Source organism: Streptomyces sp. NPDC028308, assembly GCF_055565855.1.
On record NZ_JBVHTO010000014.1, the window covers coordinates 324886 to 340276 of the forward strand.

The 15391-nt window shown below is 73.7% G+C and carries 9 protein-coding genes; 3 read left to right on the plus strand and 6 right to left on the minus strand.

Annotation, left to right across the window (positions count from 1 at the left end):
* Positions 1-1230 precede the first annotated feature (1230 nt).
* From ACZ4VA_RS32040 to ACZ4VA_RS32060, 5 genes are all read right to left on the minus strand, one after another.
* Positions 1231-4047, minus strand: a complete 2817-nt coding sequence (locus tag ACZ4VA_RS32040; protein WP_468083485.1) for an NHLP bacteriocin export ABC transporter permease/ATPase subunit — start codon at positions 4045-4047, stop codon at positions 1231-1233.
* Between the two features lies 1 nt (position 4048).
* On the minus strand, positions 4049-6286 hold the full coding sequence (locus ACZ4VA_RS32045; RefSeq protein ID WP_468083487.1) for an NHLP family bacteriocin export ABC transporter peptidase/permease/ATPase subunit: 2238 nt from the start codon (positions 6284-6286) through the stop codon (positions 4049-4051).
* The gene (locus ACZ4VA_RS32050) at positions 6283-7092 is read right to left on the minus strand and encodes a hypothetical protein (protein WP_468083489.1); all 810 of its coding nucleotides are present in this window, start codon (positions 7090-7092) and stop codon (positions 6283-6285) included. The genes ACZ4VA_RS32045 and ACZ4VA_RS32050 overlap by 4 nt, the downstream gene beginning before the upstream one ends.
* Positions 7093-7183: 91 nt before the next feature.
* The gene (locus ACZ4VA_RS32055; protein ID WP_121407520.1) at positions 7184-7399 is read right to left on the minus strand and encodes a type A2 lantipeptide; all 216 of its coding nucleotides are present in this window, start codon (positions 7397-7399) and stop codon (positions 7184-7186) included.
* Positions 7400-7856: 457 nt separating this feature from the next.
* The gene (locus tag ACZ4VA_RS32060; protein WP_356172761.1) at positions 7857-8270 is read right to left on the minus strand and encodes a PaaI family thioesterase; all 414 of its coding nucleotides are present in this window, start codon (positions 8268-8270) and stop codon (positions 7857-7859) included.
* A gap of 117 nt (positions 8271-8387) precedes the next feature.
* On the opposite strand from ACZ4VA_RS32060, the gene ACZ4VA_RS32065 reads away from it, so the two are divergent.
* A complete protein-coding gene (locus tag ACZ4VA_RS32065; protein ID WP_468083492.1) occupies positions 8388-9713 on the plus strand; it encodes a S1 family peptidase in 1326 nt (441 codons plus the stop codon).
* A gap of 157 nt (positions 9714-9870) precedes the next feature.
* Here the strand turns inward: ACZ4VA_RS32065 and ACZ4VA_RS32070 are convergent, their stop codons facing one another.
* The gene (locus tag ACZ4VA_RS32070; protein ID WP_468083494.1) at positions 9871-12012 is read right to left on the minus strand and encodes a SpoIIE family protein phosphatase; all 2142 of its coding nucleotides are present in this window, start codon (positions 12010-12012) and stop codon (positions 9871-9873) included.
* A gap of 301 nt (positions 12013-12313) precedes the next feature.
* Between ACZ4VA_RS32070 and ACZ4VA_RS32075 the strand changes: the two genes are divergently transcribed.
* Together ACZ4VA_RS32075 and ACZ4VA_RS32080 are read left to right on the plus strand one after the other, a co-directional pair.
* A complete protein-coding gene (locus tag ACZ4VA_RS32075; RefSeq protein WP_356172770.1) occupies positions 12314-14755 on the plus strand; it encodes a SpoIIE family protein phosphatase in 2442 nt (813 codons plus the stop codon).
* Positions 14756-14788: 33 nt separating this feature from the next.
* Positions 14789-15301, plus strand: coding sequence for a metallophosphoesterase family protein (locus ACZ4VA_RS32080; protein WP_389391251.1), 513 nt, complete (start codon positions 14789-14791; stop codon positions 15299-15301).
* The last annotated feature ends 90 nt before the right edge of the window (positions 15302-15391 follow it).

The window sequence follows — 15391 nt, forward strand, 5'->3', positions numbered from 1 at the left end:
CGGCTGTCCTGGCCACCGGCCGCCGCCCCGAGATACCGGCCACCAGGGCCCCGGGCCGCCCGAGGCACGGGCCGCGCGGCGGCACCGAGTGCCCGACGGCACCGACCGTCTCCGTCGCATCGAGCGTCCGGCGGCACCGAGCGTCCGCGCCGCACCGACGGCACGGCGCCGTTCCTCAGGCAGGAGGCCGGGGCCTCTCGGGGACCCCGGCTGCCCCGGAGCGCCGGCCGTCCTGAGCCGTCGGTCGCCTGGGGCCACCGGCTGTCCTGGCCACCGCCTCCCCGAGGCACCGGCGACCAAGGCCACGGGTCGCCCGAGCCGCGGGCCGCCCGCGGCACCAAGTGCGCTTCGGCGCCGATCGTGCCCGCCGTACCGAGTGCCTGGCGGCGCCGATCGTCCCCGCGGCACCGACGGGTACGGCGCCGTTCCTCACGCGAGAGCCTGGGCCCCCTCGGGGACTCCGGCTGCCCGGAGCGCCAGCTGTCCTGGCCACCGGCAGGCCCGAGGCGCCGCCCACCAAGGCCACGGGCCGCGCGGTGGCACCGAGCGTGCGGCGACACCACCGTCCCGCCGCATCGAGCGCCCGGCGGCGCCGATCATCCCCGCCGCACCGGCGGCACGGCGCCGTTCCTCACTCAGGAGGCCGGAGCCCTACGGGGACCCCGGCTGCCCCGGAGCGCGTGCAGTCCTGAGCCGCCGGCCGCCCAGGGGCCACCGCTGTCTTGGCCACCGGCCGCCCCGAGGCACCGGCCACCAAGGCCACGAGCCGCCCGAGCCACGAGCCGCCCGAGCCCCGAGCCGCCCGAGCCCCGAGCCGCCCGAGCCACGGGCCGCGCGCGGCACCGAGCGTCCGGCGGCATCGACCGTCCCCGCGGCACCGATGGCACGGTGCCGTTTCTCAGGCAGGAGGCAGGGTGCCCCTCTGGGACCCCGGCTGCCCCGGAGCGCCGGCTGTCCCGGGCCACCGGCTGTCCTGGCCACCGCCGCCCCGCGGCACCGGCCACCAAGGCCACGGGCCGCCCGAGCCCCGGGCCGCGCGGCGACACCGGGCGCCCGGCGGCACCGACCGTCCCCGCCGCATCGAGCGCCCGGCGGCGTCGACCGTCCCCGCCATACCGAGTGCCCGGCGGCGCCGATCGTCCCCGCCGCACCCGCGGCACGGCGGGCGTCCTCGCGTAGGAGGCCGGGGTCCCCTCGGGGACGCCGGTCTCGGCCTGCGTCAGTGGGTGCTCAGTGCATCTGGCGTCGTACCAGCTCGTGCAGCCGGCCGCCCGTGTCCGCGAGGAGTTGCGCGGGGGGACCCTGCTGCGCGATCCGGCCGTCCTCCATCACGATGACGCGGTCCGCGTCCATCACGGTGGACAGGCGGTGCGCGATCACCACGCGCGTGGCGTCGAGCGCCCGGGTGCTCTCGATGACCGTGCGCTGCGTCTCGTTGTCCAGCGCGCTGGTGGCCTCGTCGAGGAACAGGATCCGCGGCCGGCGGATCAGCGCCTGAGCGATCATCAGGCGCTGCCGCTGGCCGCCCGACACCGCGCCGCTGCCCGACACGATGGTGTGCAGCCCCATCGGCATCCGCCGGATGTCCTCCGCCAGGCCGGCCATCTCGGCCGCCGCCATCGCCTCCTCGGGCGTGTACGGCTCCGTGCCGCAGATGCAGTCCAGGATCGACCCGGTGAACGGCTGGGCGTGCTGGAGCACCACCCCGCACTGACGACGCACGGCCGACTGGTCGAGGGCCGCCAGATCCTGGCCGTCGTACAGCACGCTGCCCGAGACCGGCCGGTCGAAGCCGATGAGCAGCCGCAGCAGCGTGGACTTGCCGCAGCCGCTCGGCCCCACGATCGCCACGAACTCGCCCGGCCGGACGGCGAAGGACACGTCGTCCAGGACGAGCGGACCGTCGTCGGAGTACCGGAAGGAGAGCCCGCGCGCCTCGATCCCCCCGGACAGCGGGCCCGGTCGCGTGCTCGCCGTACGCACCTCGGGCGTCGCGTCCAGCATCGGCCTGATCTCCTCGAACATCGGGAGCGCGGCCGCCGCCGAGACGAACGCGCTGGTCAGCTGGGTGACCGAGGTGAGCAGCATGGTGACCGAGGTGTTGAAGGTGAGGAACTCGGCGGCGGTCAGGGAGCCGCGCGCCGGGCCCGCCAGCAGCATGAACATCAGCAGCGAGCACAACGGCAGGTACACCGCGCCCAGCACGGTCGTCAGGTTCTTGATGCGGCCGACCCTCTGCTGCAGTTCACGGCTGCGCGCGAACTCGCCCGCCCAGGCCGCGTACGCGTAGTTCTCCGCCGCGGCGACGCGCAGCTTCGGCAGCCCGCGCAGGGTCTGGAAGGCCTGGTTGTTCAGCTTGTTGCCGAGCACGACCAGCCTGCGCTGCCAGCGCACCTGCCACAGACCGAGTCCCAGGAACACGGCCGCGATGACGACGAGCATCCCGATCGCGGCCAGCGCCATCGGCACGCTGTACCAGAGCAGCAGGCCCAGGTTCATCGCGCCGACTGTGCCGGCCTGGAGGACCGTGGGCCCGACACCCGCCAGCAGTCGGCGGATCGAGCTGATCCCCATGGCGGCACTCGCCAGCTCACCGGTCGAACGCGAGGTGAAGAACGTCGTCGGAAGTCTCAACAGCCGGTCCCACACCGCCGGTTGCAGCACCGCCTCGATGCGTCCCTCCATCCGCAGCACGGTCAGGTTCTGCAGCAGCATGAACGCCGCGGACACCACGCCGGACACCATGACGGCCAGGCAGACCTGCGCGATCAGCCCGTGCTGCGCCTTGGGGACGTACTCGCCGAGCACCTTGCCGGTGGCGATCGGCACGAGCGCCCCGATCGCCACCGTCACCAGACCGCTGATCGCCAGATTGCGCAGATCGCCGCCGGTGCCCCGCAGGCAGAACCGCATCAGGCGCAGCGGGCTCAACCGGCGTTCGGGCAACGGCCGGTAGAACATCACGCCCCGCGGCTCGAACTCCGCCGCGTTGGCCTTCTCCACCGGTGTCTCGCGGCCCGAGGACGGGTGCACCGCCACGTATCCGCCGCGCCGCCACAGCAGCGCCACCGGCGCCCCCGACACGGCACGGTGGCCCACCAGCGGACCGATGTCGTCGCGCCACCAGCGCCCGTCGAGGCGCACGGCCCGGGCCCGTACGCGCGAGGCCAGGGCGATGCGCTCCACCGGGTCGAGCCGCTCGCCGTCGGCACCGCCGCGCGCGGGCTGCGCGAGCGTGATCCCGGCCGCCCGGGCGACCAGTTCGCAGGCCGCGTAGGTGGCGTCCGCGTCGGCGGCGGTCGGCCGCCTGCCCGACTGCCTGCCGATCGACGCCAGCAGGGTGCGGTCGGCCTGGGCGCGGACGGCCTCGCCCGCCTCGATGCCGGCCGCCGTACGGTGCTCGTGGTGCTCCTCCAACCGCTCGATCCACCGGTCGAGCGTGGCAAGCAGGCGGTACTGCTGGTCGACCATGCCCTGCCAGACACCTGGGTCCATCAGCAGGTCGGCCGCCGCCTCAGCGCCGTACAGGGAGCCGTACTGCACACTCCCGGGCGGCACCTGCATCCAGAAGACGTCGTCGTCGGTGGGCGCCGCGGCGCTCTCCGTGGCCATCGGCGCCTGGAAGAGGATCGACAGACTGCGGCCGACACCGAGCGCGAGGGCGTACTCCAGCGGGCTCGATGTCGGCGGCACGTACTGGGGGTTGCCGTACGCGTCGTACGACCAGGTCTGCGTGGGGGCCTGCTGGTACAGCTCGCGGAGCCCGATCCGGCGCACCGCGCAGTCCCGCGACGGCCGCCCCACGAGCGTGTGCTGGGGCCCCGCGACCGGGCCGAGCAGCAGCGAACCCGCCTCCAGGCGGCCCAGATGGTGCCAGTGTCCCTGCAGGGCCGCGTCCACCGCGAACAGGTCCATGGCCCCCGCCGCGACGAGCCACAGGACCTGAGGGCCCTCCAGGTCGAGCCGGTTGGACCCGGCGCAGTCGACCGGCGTCCCCATGCCGCCGAGCGCCCCGAGGACGAGGTCGCCGTCCTGAACCGTCGTCATCTCAACGCTCCCTGACCAGCTCGGCGTACGGACCGCCGGCGACCACCAGGGCGTCGTGCCGGCCCCGCTCCACGACCGTGCCGTGCTGGAGCACCACGATCTCGTCGCTGTCGCGCACCGTGCTCAGCCGGTGCGCGATCACCACGCAGGCACAGCCGCGCCTGCGCAGGTTGTCCATGACGACCTGCTCGGTCTCCGCGTCCAGCGCGCTGGTCACCTCGTCGAGCACCAGGATGCTGGGCCTGCGCACCAACGCCCGCGCGATCTCCAGGCGTTGCCGCTGACCGCCGGAGAAGTTCCGCCCGTCCTGCTCGACCCGGCTGTGGATGCCCCCCGGCCTGCGCGTCACCACGTCGTACAGCGCCGCGTCGCGCAGCGCCTCGGTGACCGCGTCGTCCGGGATCGAGGGGTCCCACAGCGCCACGTTGTCCCGGACGGTCCCCTCGAAGAGGAACACGTCCTGGTCGACGAAGGAGACGGAGGCGGCGAGCGCGCCGCGCGGGATGTCCTCAAGACGCCGACCGTCGATGCGGATCGTGCCCTCCCACGGGGCGTACAGCCCCGAGATCAGCCGCGACACCGTCGACTTGCCGCTGCCGGAGCCGCCGACCAGCGCGACCTGCTGCCCCGGCCCCACCGTGAGCGAGAACCCGGTGAGCAGCGGCTTGTCGAGCGGGCTGTAGCCGAACGTGACGTTCTTTAGCTCGACATGGCCGTGCAGCCGCCTGGTGGAGTCGCCGGTGCCGCCACGCGCGTAGAGCGGATCGGCCTCGAAGTTCTCCACGTCCTTGAGCCGGGCCACGTCGGCCGCGAAGTCCTGGATGCGGCCCGCGACCCCGTTGAGCCGGGTGATCGGCGCGGTGAAGCGGGTCACCAGCGCCTGGAAGGCGACGAGCAGTCCCACCGAGATGTGCCCCTCGACGGCGCGCAGGCCGCCGATCCACAGGATCAGCGCGCTGTTCAGCGTCGCCAGTGTGGGCGCGACCACCCCCAGCCAGGCGCTCGGCACGCCGAGCCGCTGCTGCTCCTCCAGAGTGGTGGCGTGCTGCCCGGCCCACTTGCGGAAGTAGCCGTCCTCACCGCCGGTGGCCTTCATCGTCTCGATCAACTGGAGGCCGGTATAAGCGGTGTTGGTCAGCCGGGCGCTGTCCGCCCGCAGCTTCGCGGTCCGGTTGGCCCGCAGCCGGATCACCACCCGCATCGCCACCACGTTCAGCAGCGCGACGCCGATGCCCACGGCCGTCAGCTGCGGGTCGTACGTGTAGAGCAGCACGGCGTACAGCACCACCACGACCGCGTCCACCCCGGCCGCCGCGAGGTCGCGGGCCAGGGTCTCGGCCACCGCGTCGTTCGACTGGAGCCGCTGGACCAGGTCCGCCGGGCTGCGCTGGGAGAAGAAGGTGACCGGCAGCCGCAGCAGGTGCCGCAGGAAACGGGCGCTGCTGAGCGTGGAGGAGATGAGCCGCCCGCGCAGCAGGTTCGCCTGCTGGAGCCAGGTGAGAACCACCGTGAGCAGTACGGAGGCGCCCATGGACGCGAACAGCACGCCCAGCAGCGACGTCTGACCGCCGATCAGGAACATGTCGATGTAGGTGCGGCTCAGCGCGGGCACCGCCGCGCCGACCGCCACCAGCAGCAGACTCGACAGCACGGCGGCGGGCATGGTGCCCGACGTTCCGCGCAGCCGGGCCGGCATGGCACCCAGGATTCCCGGCCTGCGGCCGCCCCGGCGGAAGTCGGGGCCCGGCTCCATGACCAGGACGACGCCGGTGAAGCTGGTGTCGAAGTCCTCCATCGGGACGAAACGGCGGCCCTTGGCGGGGTCGTTGACGTGCACCCCGCGCCGGCCGAGCCGGCGCCCCATCCCGTCGTAGACGACGTAGTGGTTGAACTCCCAGAACAGGATCGCGGGCGCGCGCACCTCGGCGAGCGCGCTCGTGTCCATCTGCATGCCCTTGGCCGTCAGGCCGTAACTCCGGGCGGCCTTCAGCAGGTTGCTGGCCCGTGAGCCGTCGCGGGAGACCCCGCAGGCGATGCGCAGCTCCTCCAGCGGGATGTGCCGCCCGTAGTGGCCGAGCACCATGGAGAGGGAGGCGGCGCCGCACTCCACGGCCTCCATCTGGAGGACGGTGGGGGTGCGGACCGTCTTCCCGCGGCCCTTGGGCACGGTGCGCCGGGGCGGGGCGGCGCGGCGTCTGCCCCGGACGGGTGGCGGGAGGGTGTCCTGGGGAGCGGTCACGGCAGAAGCCAATCGACGGGGCGCTGATCGGCCAGGCGGATCGAACCCGTGGCCAGGGTCATGGAGTCCAGGGCGTACGGCGGCCCGTCGGCGGACGACCACCGGTAGCCGCTCTTCGTGCCGGAAGACCGGTCGAGGCGGACCAGGACGGCCACCGGCCTGCCCTTCTCGGTGAACTGCTCGCCCAACTGGCTGTCACCGAGGTAGGCGGTGATCTGCTGCCGGGTCTGCGCGGTCCGGTCGACCGCCTTCACATGACCGCGCAGGACGCCGTATTGCTGCGTCGGCACGGACTGGACGGTCAGGTCCACCGCCGCGTCGACCGGGATGCCCGAGGCGTTCTCCGCCGGGACGTACACGGTCGCGTACAGGGGGTCGCCGGCGTGGGCGACCTTCTCCACGGCGGCGACGTTCGCGCCCGTGGTGATGATCGCCCCGATGGTCGCGGCGAGCGCGGTGATCCGGCCAGCGGCGACGGTGCGGACGACCCTCTTCTCGCCCTCGGCCGTGCGGACTTCGAGGACGGGGGAGTTCGCGGGGAGCCGCCGGCCCTCCTCGGCGAGAACCGCGGTGACCTGCCCGGCGACCGGACTCTGCAGGACGTAGCTGCCCTCCCCGTGCGTGAGGACGGCGGGGGCGCTGACCGTGGACGCGACGGTGCCCGTCACGGCCCACACGGACGCGGCGGCCATGACGACGACCGTCACGGACAGGACGAGCCAGCCCTGGGGGCGGGCGAAACGCACCGGGAGGTCGAGTTCCTCCGGCGACTGCAGCTTGGTGAGGGCCTGTTGGCGGAACTGCACGGGTCTTCCCTCGGCTGTCCGGGAGAGTCAGGGCATCCGAGAGTCCCGGAACCGGGGAGTGGTTCCGGGACTCGACGGCGCGTGGATGCGATCAGAGACCGGCGACCAGGCCGGTGACCGGGGCGGTGTTCAGGCCGGTCACACCCTCGACGGTGCCGACGACGGTGCCCACGAGGCCGGAGACCGGGGCGACCGAGTCCACGAGGTCCGTGACGGTTCCGACGGCCTGGACGGACAGGCCGCCCGCGACGTTGTCGAGCTCGGCGTCGGAGATCTCGACGGTCGCAACCTGGGGGGTGGAGTTCATGATGGAACTTCCCTTCGTATGGGGATTCATAAGGGGGGAGCGGCCCCCTCTGGGGACAGATGGTCGGCCGCGACCGCGGGCTTGCGGCTCCCGTCTCCGGGAACCTTCGTGCGAACCGCGGTGCCACGGATCAAAGCACGGTGACGCGCCGCCCTTCCAATCAATCAGGGCTCCGACCAGGGCACTTGGGAGCCGAGGCGGTCCAAGCGTGCAGGCGTGCCCACGTCTCGGCGGCGACTTCTTCACATGCTGCGCGGCATCGGTTCGCGCTACCCCTTGCCTCCCGGAGTCCGAAAGGGACAGTCCGGGCCCGGGGCGCGGCGCACGGCGGCCGCGTGTGCAGATCCGCCGTGCGCGGTGCCCTCGTTGCGCATTCGATGTGCAGATTCGCTGAAGCCGGGATTCCGCTCCGTGTCCTGGACGGAACGTGACCAGGCGACTCCGGAGGGTGCCGTCCTCAGCCCAGCAGCGCGTACACCGTGCTCGCCCGCGCCACGACGTCGTCCGACCCCTCGGCGGTCATGGTGATGTCGGCGAAGGCCATCCGGCGGCCCAGCTTGGTGAGGACCGACTCCACCGAGACGTTCGCGTCCGTGACGGCCCGTTGGAAACTCGTGGACTGCTGCACCGTCGTCATCGGCACGAAGCCGCCGCGTGCCGCCGAGACCGCGATCACGGTCGCCGTGTCGGCGGCCGCCATCAGCGCCTGACCGGACAGGGAGCCGCCGGTACGGGCCAGCCGGGCCGACCACGGGAGCCGCAGGACGGCCCGGTCGTCCCCCAACTCCCGTACGGAAAGGCCCAGGTCGAGCACCCAGGGGGCGAAGTTGTCGGCGAGGATCCGGTCGGCTTCGGCGCGTGTCAGTGTCATGCGGCGATTCTTCCCCCGTTGAACGCCCCGGACGGCCCGTGCGTATCAACTGCCATCCAGGCGCCCCCAGTCAGCTGCCGGACGGCGGCTCGGACCCCGCCCCCAGGAGGTCGAGAGTTGAGTCACAAACGCATACCCAAGCGCAAGGCCGCGATCGCGGCAGGAAGCGTGGTGGCGCTCGGAGCGGCGGCGCTCGTGCTGCCCAACGCCATGGCGTCCCAGACGGACCAGGCGGACGCTCCCCGTACCTTCAAGGCGGCCGACGCCTCGGACGTCGCGGCGCAGCTCGCGTCCCGGCTCGGCGACGCCTTCGCCGGCTCGTACTACGACGCCGGCAGGCAGCAGATCATCATCAACGTCGTCGGTGACGACAGCGAGGTCGTCAACGAGATCCGCGAGGCCGGTGCCGTCCCCAACCAGGTGGACAACAGCACCGCCACCCTCAAGGCCGCCGCCAGAACGCTGCGGACGGACGCGACGATCCCCGGCACCGCCTGGTCCGTCGACCCGAAGACCAACGAGATCCGGGTCACCGCGGACAGCACCGTCACCGGCGCCCGCTGGAACCAGCTCACCTCGACCGTCAAGTCGCTCGGCTCCGACGTCGCGACCGTCAAGCGCTCCCCCGGCACCTTCAAGACGTTCGTGGAGGGCGGCGACGCCATCTTCGGCGGCGGGGCCCGCTGCTCCCTAGGCTTCAACGTGACGGCGGGCGACGGCAGTCCGGCGTTCCTGACGGCCGGTCACTGCGGCGTCGCCGCCGCCGAGTGGTCGGACGCGCAGGACGGCGCCCCGATCGCCACCGTCGACCAGGCCACCTTCCCCGGGGCCGGCGACTTCGCGCTGGTCAAGTACGACGACCCGAACACCGAAGCCCCCAGCACCGTAGACGTCGGCGACGGCAAGACGGTGGAGATCACCCAGGCCGCGGAGGCGACCGTGGGCCAGCAGGTCCTGCGCATGGGCAGCACGACGGGTCTGAACGACGGCAGCGTGACGGGCCTCGACGCCACCGTGAACTACCCGGAGGGCACGGTGACCGGTCTCATCCAGACCGACGTCTGCGCCGAACCCGGGGACAGCGGCGGCTCCCTGTTCACGCAGGACGGCAGCGCGATCGGCCTGACCTCGGGCGGCAGCGGCGACTGCACCAACGGCGGGGAGACGTTCTTCCAGCCCGTCACCACCGCGCTGGAGGCGGTCGGCGCGACCCTCGGCGCCGGCGGAGCGGGCGCGGGCGACGAAGCCGGCGACCAGGCGGGCGACCAGGCCGGCGAGGAGGGCCAGGCCGGTGCCGGTGAGGAAGGGGCCGGCGCCGGCGGGGACGAGCAGGCCGGAGGCGGCGGCGAGGCGGTCGACCCCTCGGCCCCGGCGGACGGCGCGGCCGATGACGGCTCGGGCGCGGCCGACGACGGCTCAGGCGCGGCTGTCGAGGGCCACTGACACCGGCCTGCCGCGACCGGTGACCCACGGGTGAGGACAGCGCCCGGGTCACCGGCACAGGAACCGCCGTACCGGACGCAAAAGCGGTTCGTCCGGGCGGTGGAACGGTCCGGCTCTCCGGCGGGAGGGCCGGACCGCTCCGTGTCCCGCCCGGGTGTCAGCCGCGGGTCCGCAGCAGGAGCAGCGCGACGTCGTCCGGCCGTTCCTGCGCCGACTCGGTGCTCCGGACCAGGGTGTCGGCCAGCGTGTCCAGCGGCTGGTCGCCCAGCTCGGCGAACCGCCCGGCGAGCTCGGCCAGGGAGTCCTCGATGTCCACACCGGGCGCCTCGATGAGACCGTCGGTGCACAGGGCGAGCACGGAACCGGGGGCGAGCTCCAGCTCGGTCGTCGGGTACGTGGCCGAGGCGTCGATCCCCAGCAGCGGACCGCCGGGCAGGTCGAGGACGCGGACCCGGCCGTCCGGTGTGCGCAGCAGCGGCGGAGGGTGCCCGGCCCGCGCCAGCACCGCCCGTCCGCGTGCCGGGTCGAGCCGCAGGTACAGGCAGCTCGCGAACAGCTCGGCGCCCAGGTCGATCAGCAGCCGGTTCGTGCTGCGCATGACCTCGCCGGGCGCCTGCCCGACGGTCGTGTACGCCCGTACGGCGGTCCGGATCTGCCCCATCAGGCCGGCCGCCGTCACGTTGTGCCCCTGGACGTCACCGATCACCGCGGCAGCCTGCCCGCCGGTGGGCACCAGGTCGTAGAAGTCGCCGCCGATGTCCATGCCGAGGGTGGCGGGCAGATAGCGTGCCGCCGCCTCGATCCCGGGCAGGGACGGCAGGGAGTGCGGAAGCAGGGCGGCCTGCAGGCCGTGGGCCAGCTGGTGCTTGGCGTCGTAGAGGAGCGCCCGCTCCAGCGCCTGGGCGACGAGCCCGCCGAGGCTGGTGAGTACGGCCCGCTCGTCGGCGGGGAAGGTGTGCGGCTCCGCGTAGGCGAGCACGCACGTGCCGACCGGCCGCCCCGAGGCGACGAGCGGCAGGTACGCCCACGCGGCCATGCCGTCGGGCGTCGCGCCGCGGGCGGGGTAGATGTGCTCCAGCTGCCCGCGCGACTCGAAGAAGGCGGGCACACCGGTGCTCAGCGCCCGGGTGCCCGGGGTGTGCGCGGTGAGCGGGAGCCCGTCGAAGTGCTCCACCACCCGCGGGTCGGTGTACCCGTGCTGCCCGAGCACGTGCATGCGCCCGCCCTGCGTCCCGAGGACGACCAGCGCCTTGCTGCCGACGGCGGGCGCGACCTCCTCGGCGACCAGCTGCACCACGTCCTGCACGCTCACCGCCTCCGTGAGCGCGCTGGCCAGACTGAGGATGTGGGAGATGGTCACCAGCCGCGGATTGGTGTCCGTGCGCCGGGGCTGCGCGCGGTTCATCTCGGACACCGCGCGGGCCCGGGCGATGCGGACGCTGAGCCCGCTGGTGCTCGGGTACAGACGGAACGACAGCCACTCGCCGGGCGGGCGCAGCGCAACGAACGACGTCACGTGCTGGCTCATCAGGGCCGCCCGGTACCGGTCCTCGTACACCGGGTCGTTGAGCCAGGGCACGGACGCCCAGGGCTGCGTGCCCACCAGGTCGTCGACGGGCACTCCGAGCAGCTCGGCCGTGGCCTGGTTGGCGAAGCTGACCCGTCCGTGCAGGTCCAGCGCGCACAGCCCGTAGGGCAGCCGCTCCACCAGGCGCGCCGCCTCCACCGAGCCGAACCTGCCGGTCAGTTCCGTCGCCGAGGTGGGCAGATCGGGTTCCGAGGGCAGGGGGCGGTTCTGCTTCACCGCGCGCTCCAGGCGCAGCGCCAGCCGGTCGCCGGCGGCGATGAGATGGGACCGCTCCCGGTCGGACAGCTCCTGCGGATGCGTGCTCGGCCAGGTCACGAACATCGCGCCGTACGGGGTGTGCCCGGTCGCCACCGGGACGGCGGCCAGCGCGAAGGGGTAGGGCAGGACCACCGCGATACGGGGATAGCAGCGCGCCATCTCCTCCTCGCCGCTGACCCAGATCAGCCGTCGTCGCCGCAGCGCCTCGGCGACGGGGATCGGCGCGTTGATCCCGACCCGCTCCCAGGGCGCGGCGAAGGCCCGGGGCAGCCCCGCCATGACGGCCATCTCCAGGACCGGTTCGTCGGGCGCCAGCAGGTACACGGCACCCGAATGGGCCTCGACGTCGTCCATGATCGTGGCGAGGGTGAGCGAGAGCAGCGGTTTGCCGACCGGTGCCCGTGGGGCGGCCGGTGCCTGACCGGACGCCTGCCAGTCGGACACGCCGACCACCTCCTCGCATGGCCGCGACGGGTCCTCAGGGGTCAAGGCTCTCGCGCGCGGCCGTTTCCCGCACGGCGAGCGGGGCGGCGCCCGCACGGAGGGGACCTGGGCGGTCGCGCCCCGGTCCCGTCTCGGACACGCGCGGCGGGACGTACGTGCTCGCACAGGAGTACCCGTACGCCCGTACGAAGACGAAGGGTCACCCCGGTGTGACGTCCTGTGCGGGCCCTGCCCGGCGGCGGGCCTCGGCCGTCGTCCCGGGGCCCGGGAACCGTCCCAGGGGCTGCGCGCGCGTCCGGGAAGCGCTGTAATGACGGACGTGGTCAGTGAGGGCGCTGCGGGACGCAGAACGAGATCGTCGCGTGCCGAACTTGCCCTCAAGGCGCTCACCGCGGACCTCGGCTCCCGCGAACGGCTGCGCCGCGTTCTCGAACAGGCGCTCGTCTTCGCAGGGGTCACCCTGGCCGCCGTGTACGCCCCGGGCGAGGGCGGCGACGAGCTGTGCCTGGTCGAGTCCGCCGGGTTGCCGAGGACGCTGTACGGGCTGCGCGACAGCTACCCCCTGGCCGGCACCGCCCCCGCGGCCGACGTCCACCGCTCGGGACGTCCGCGCTGGCTCACCCCCAAGGACCTCGCCCGCTGCTCCGACGCCCGGCGGCTGCCCACCCAGGAGTTCTCCCTGGCCGTCCTGCCGCTGAGCGGCGGCGGCTGCCTGGCCGCGGTCAGCGAGAACGAGCGCGGCTTCGACGCCGAGGACCGCGAGTGCCTGACCCTGATCGCCGACGCCGCCACCTTCCCCTCGCCGACCCCGGCGGGCGACCCCGACGAGCTGCCCGCCAGTTCCTTCAGCCTCGCCATGGACAGCGGCCGGGTCGAGATCGACGACGAGATGCTGCAACTCTTCGGCATCAGCCGCGAGGACTTCGACGGCAACGTCGAGACCCTCCTCTCCCTGACCGTCCCCGAGGACCTGCCCGCGCTGATGTCGGTCGTCGAGGCCGACCACATGTCCATCGGCGACCGCGAGCTGGAGTTCCGCATCCTCCAGCCGTCCGGCGTCCCCCGGTGGCTGCGGCTGCGCGGGCGGCTCCTGCCCGGCGGCGACGGCCAGCCCGCCCGCCTGGTCGGCACGGTCGCCGACGCCTCGAAACTGCGCTCCGGCGTCAACGACGTGGCCCGCGTCCAGCGTCTCGCCGCCGCGCTCGCCACCGCGGGCACGGTCCGCGACGTCAGCCACGCCGTGGTCACCGCCCTGCGCAAGCCCCTCCAGGCCGACCGGATCGCCCTCGCCGAACTGGAGGGGGACCGTCTCGTCGTCACCGTCCTGGACCCGCCCGAGCCGGACGCCTGGCCCGAGCTGTGGCGCACGGAGTGGCGCTCGGAGTGGCCGGACGCGCCCGTGCGCACCATGCCGACCCTCGCGGCGGCCCTGCGCGAGGGCCGCGCCGGGATCTGGCCCGCCGGAACCGACCTGGAGCCCGCCCTCGCCGAGGTGGGGCCCGGCGGACTCGCCGTGCTGCCGCTGGCCGCCGGCGGGCGCATGGGCGGCGCCTGCCTGATCGGCTGGGACACCCCGCACGACTTCGGCCCCGACGAACGCGCCCTGCTCACCGCCGCCGCGGGCCTGGCCGGGCAGGCCCTGATGCGCGCCCACGCCTTCGACGCCGAGCACGAGCTCGTCGGCATGCTCCAGCGCACCCTGCTGCCGCGCCGGCTGCCCAAACTGCCGGGCGCGGTCGCCGTCGCCCGCTACCTGCCCACCACGGCCGGCCTGGAGGTCGGCGGCGACTGGTACGACGTGATCCCGCTGCCCGACAACCACGTCGCCCTCGTCATCGGCGACGTCCAGGGACACAACGCCGGGGCCGCCACCCTGATGGGCCAGATGCGCACCGCCCTGCGCGCGTACGCCGTCGAGGGACACCCCCCGGACGTCGTCGTCTCCCACGCCAACCGCCTCCTCATGGACATGGAGACCGACCTCTTCGCCACCTGCTGCTACGTCGACGTCGACATGGAGGAGGGGTCCGCCTGGTTCGTCCGCGCCGGACACCTCCCGCCGGTGCTGCGCCACCCCGACGGCCGTACGGAGATCGCCGAGTCCGAGGGCGGCCCGCCGCTCGGCGTCGTCCGGCAGGCCGACTTCCCCATGAGCCCGCTGCGCCTGCAGCCCGGCACGCTGGTGGCGCTGACCACGGACGGCCTGGTGGAGTCCGCGGAGCTCGACATCGAGGACGGCCTCCGCCGGCTCGCCGCCGGACTCGCCGCCTCCGACCCCGCCCACCTCGGACTCGTCGCCGACGCCCTGCTCGCCGACGCCAACCGAAGCGACGACGTGGCCCTCCTCCTGCTGCGCTACGACGGCATGGCGCTGCGCCCGCTACGGGAGAGCTGGACCGTCTGGCGGGTCCCGGAAGCCGTCCGGCACGCCCGGCGCTTCACCCGGCGCGCCCTGCGCGCGTGGCGCGTCGGCGTCGACGCGGACGCCGTGCTCCTCGTCGTCTCCGAACTCGTCACCAACGCCCTCGTCCACACCGACGGGCCGGTACGACTCGACCTGACCCTCCTCGGCAACCGGCTGCGGATCACCGTCGCCGACAACTCGCCGCGCACCCCGATCAAGCCGACCAGCATCGGCTGGGAGGCCACCGGGGGCCGCGGCATGCTCCTGGTCGAGGCCATGTCGGCGTCCTGGGGGACCGTGCCGGTCAGCGGCGGCAAGCAGGTGTGGAGCGAGCTGGTCCTGGAGTGAGCGCCGCCGCCCCCGTGATGGCACCCTGAGCGGGTGCGTCTGCTGCTGATGTCCGACACCCACCTGCCCAAGCGCGCCAAGGAACTCCCCGCGCCGCTGCTGGCCGAACTCCCGCTCGCCGACGTGGTGATCCACGCGGGCGACTGGGTGGACACGGCCACCCTCGACCTGCTGGAGGCCCGGTCGAGGGCCCTGATCGGCGTGTACGGCAACAACGACGGCCCCGGTCTGCGCGCCCGCCTCCCCGAGGTCGCCCGCGCCGAACTGGGCGGCCTGCGCTTCGGAGTCGTCCACGAGACCGGGGCCGCCCAGGGACGCGAACGCCGCTGCGCCGAGCGCTTCCCCGACCTGGACGTCCTCGTCTTCGGACACAGCCACATCCCCTGGGACACGACGGCGGAGACCGGGCTGCGCCTGCTCAACCCGGGCTCCCCGACGGACCGCCGCCGCCAGCCGCACTGCACGTACATGACCGCGCGGGTGGCCGACGGCGGCCTGACGGAGGTCGTCCTGCACCGGCTGCCGCCCCGGGGGAACAGGCCCTAGGGCCTGTCGTTTGGATCAGGCCGGTGTCGCGGGGTCTGGCACGCACATCTGCGGCGTTGTCGTCGGTCGCCGAAGCTCCGCTTCGACTCC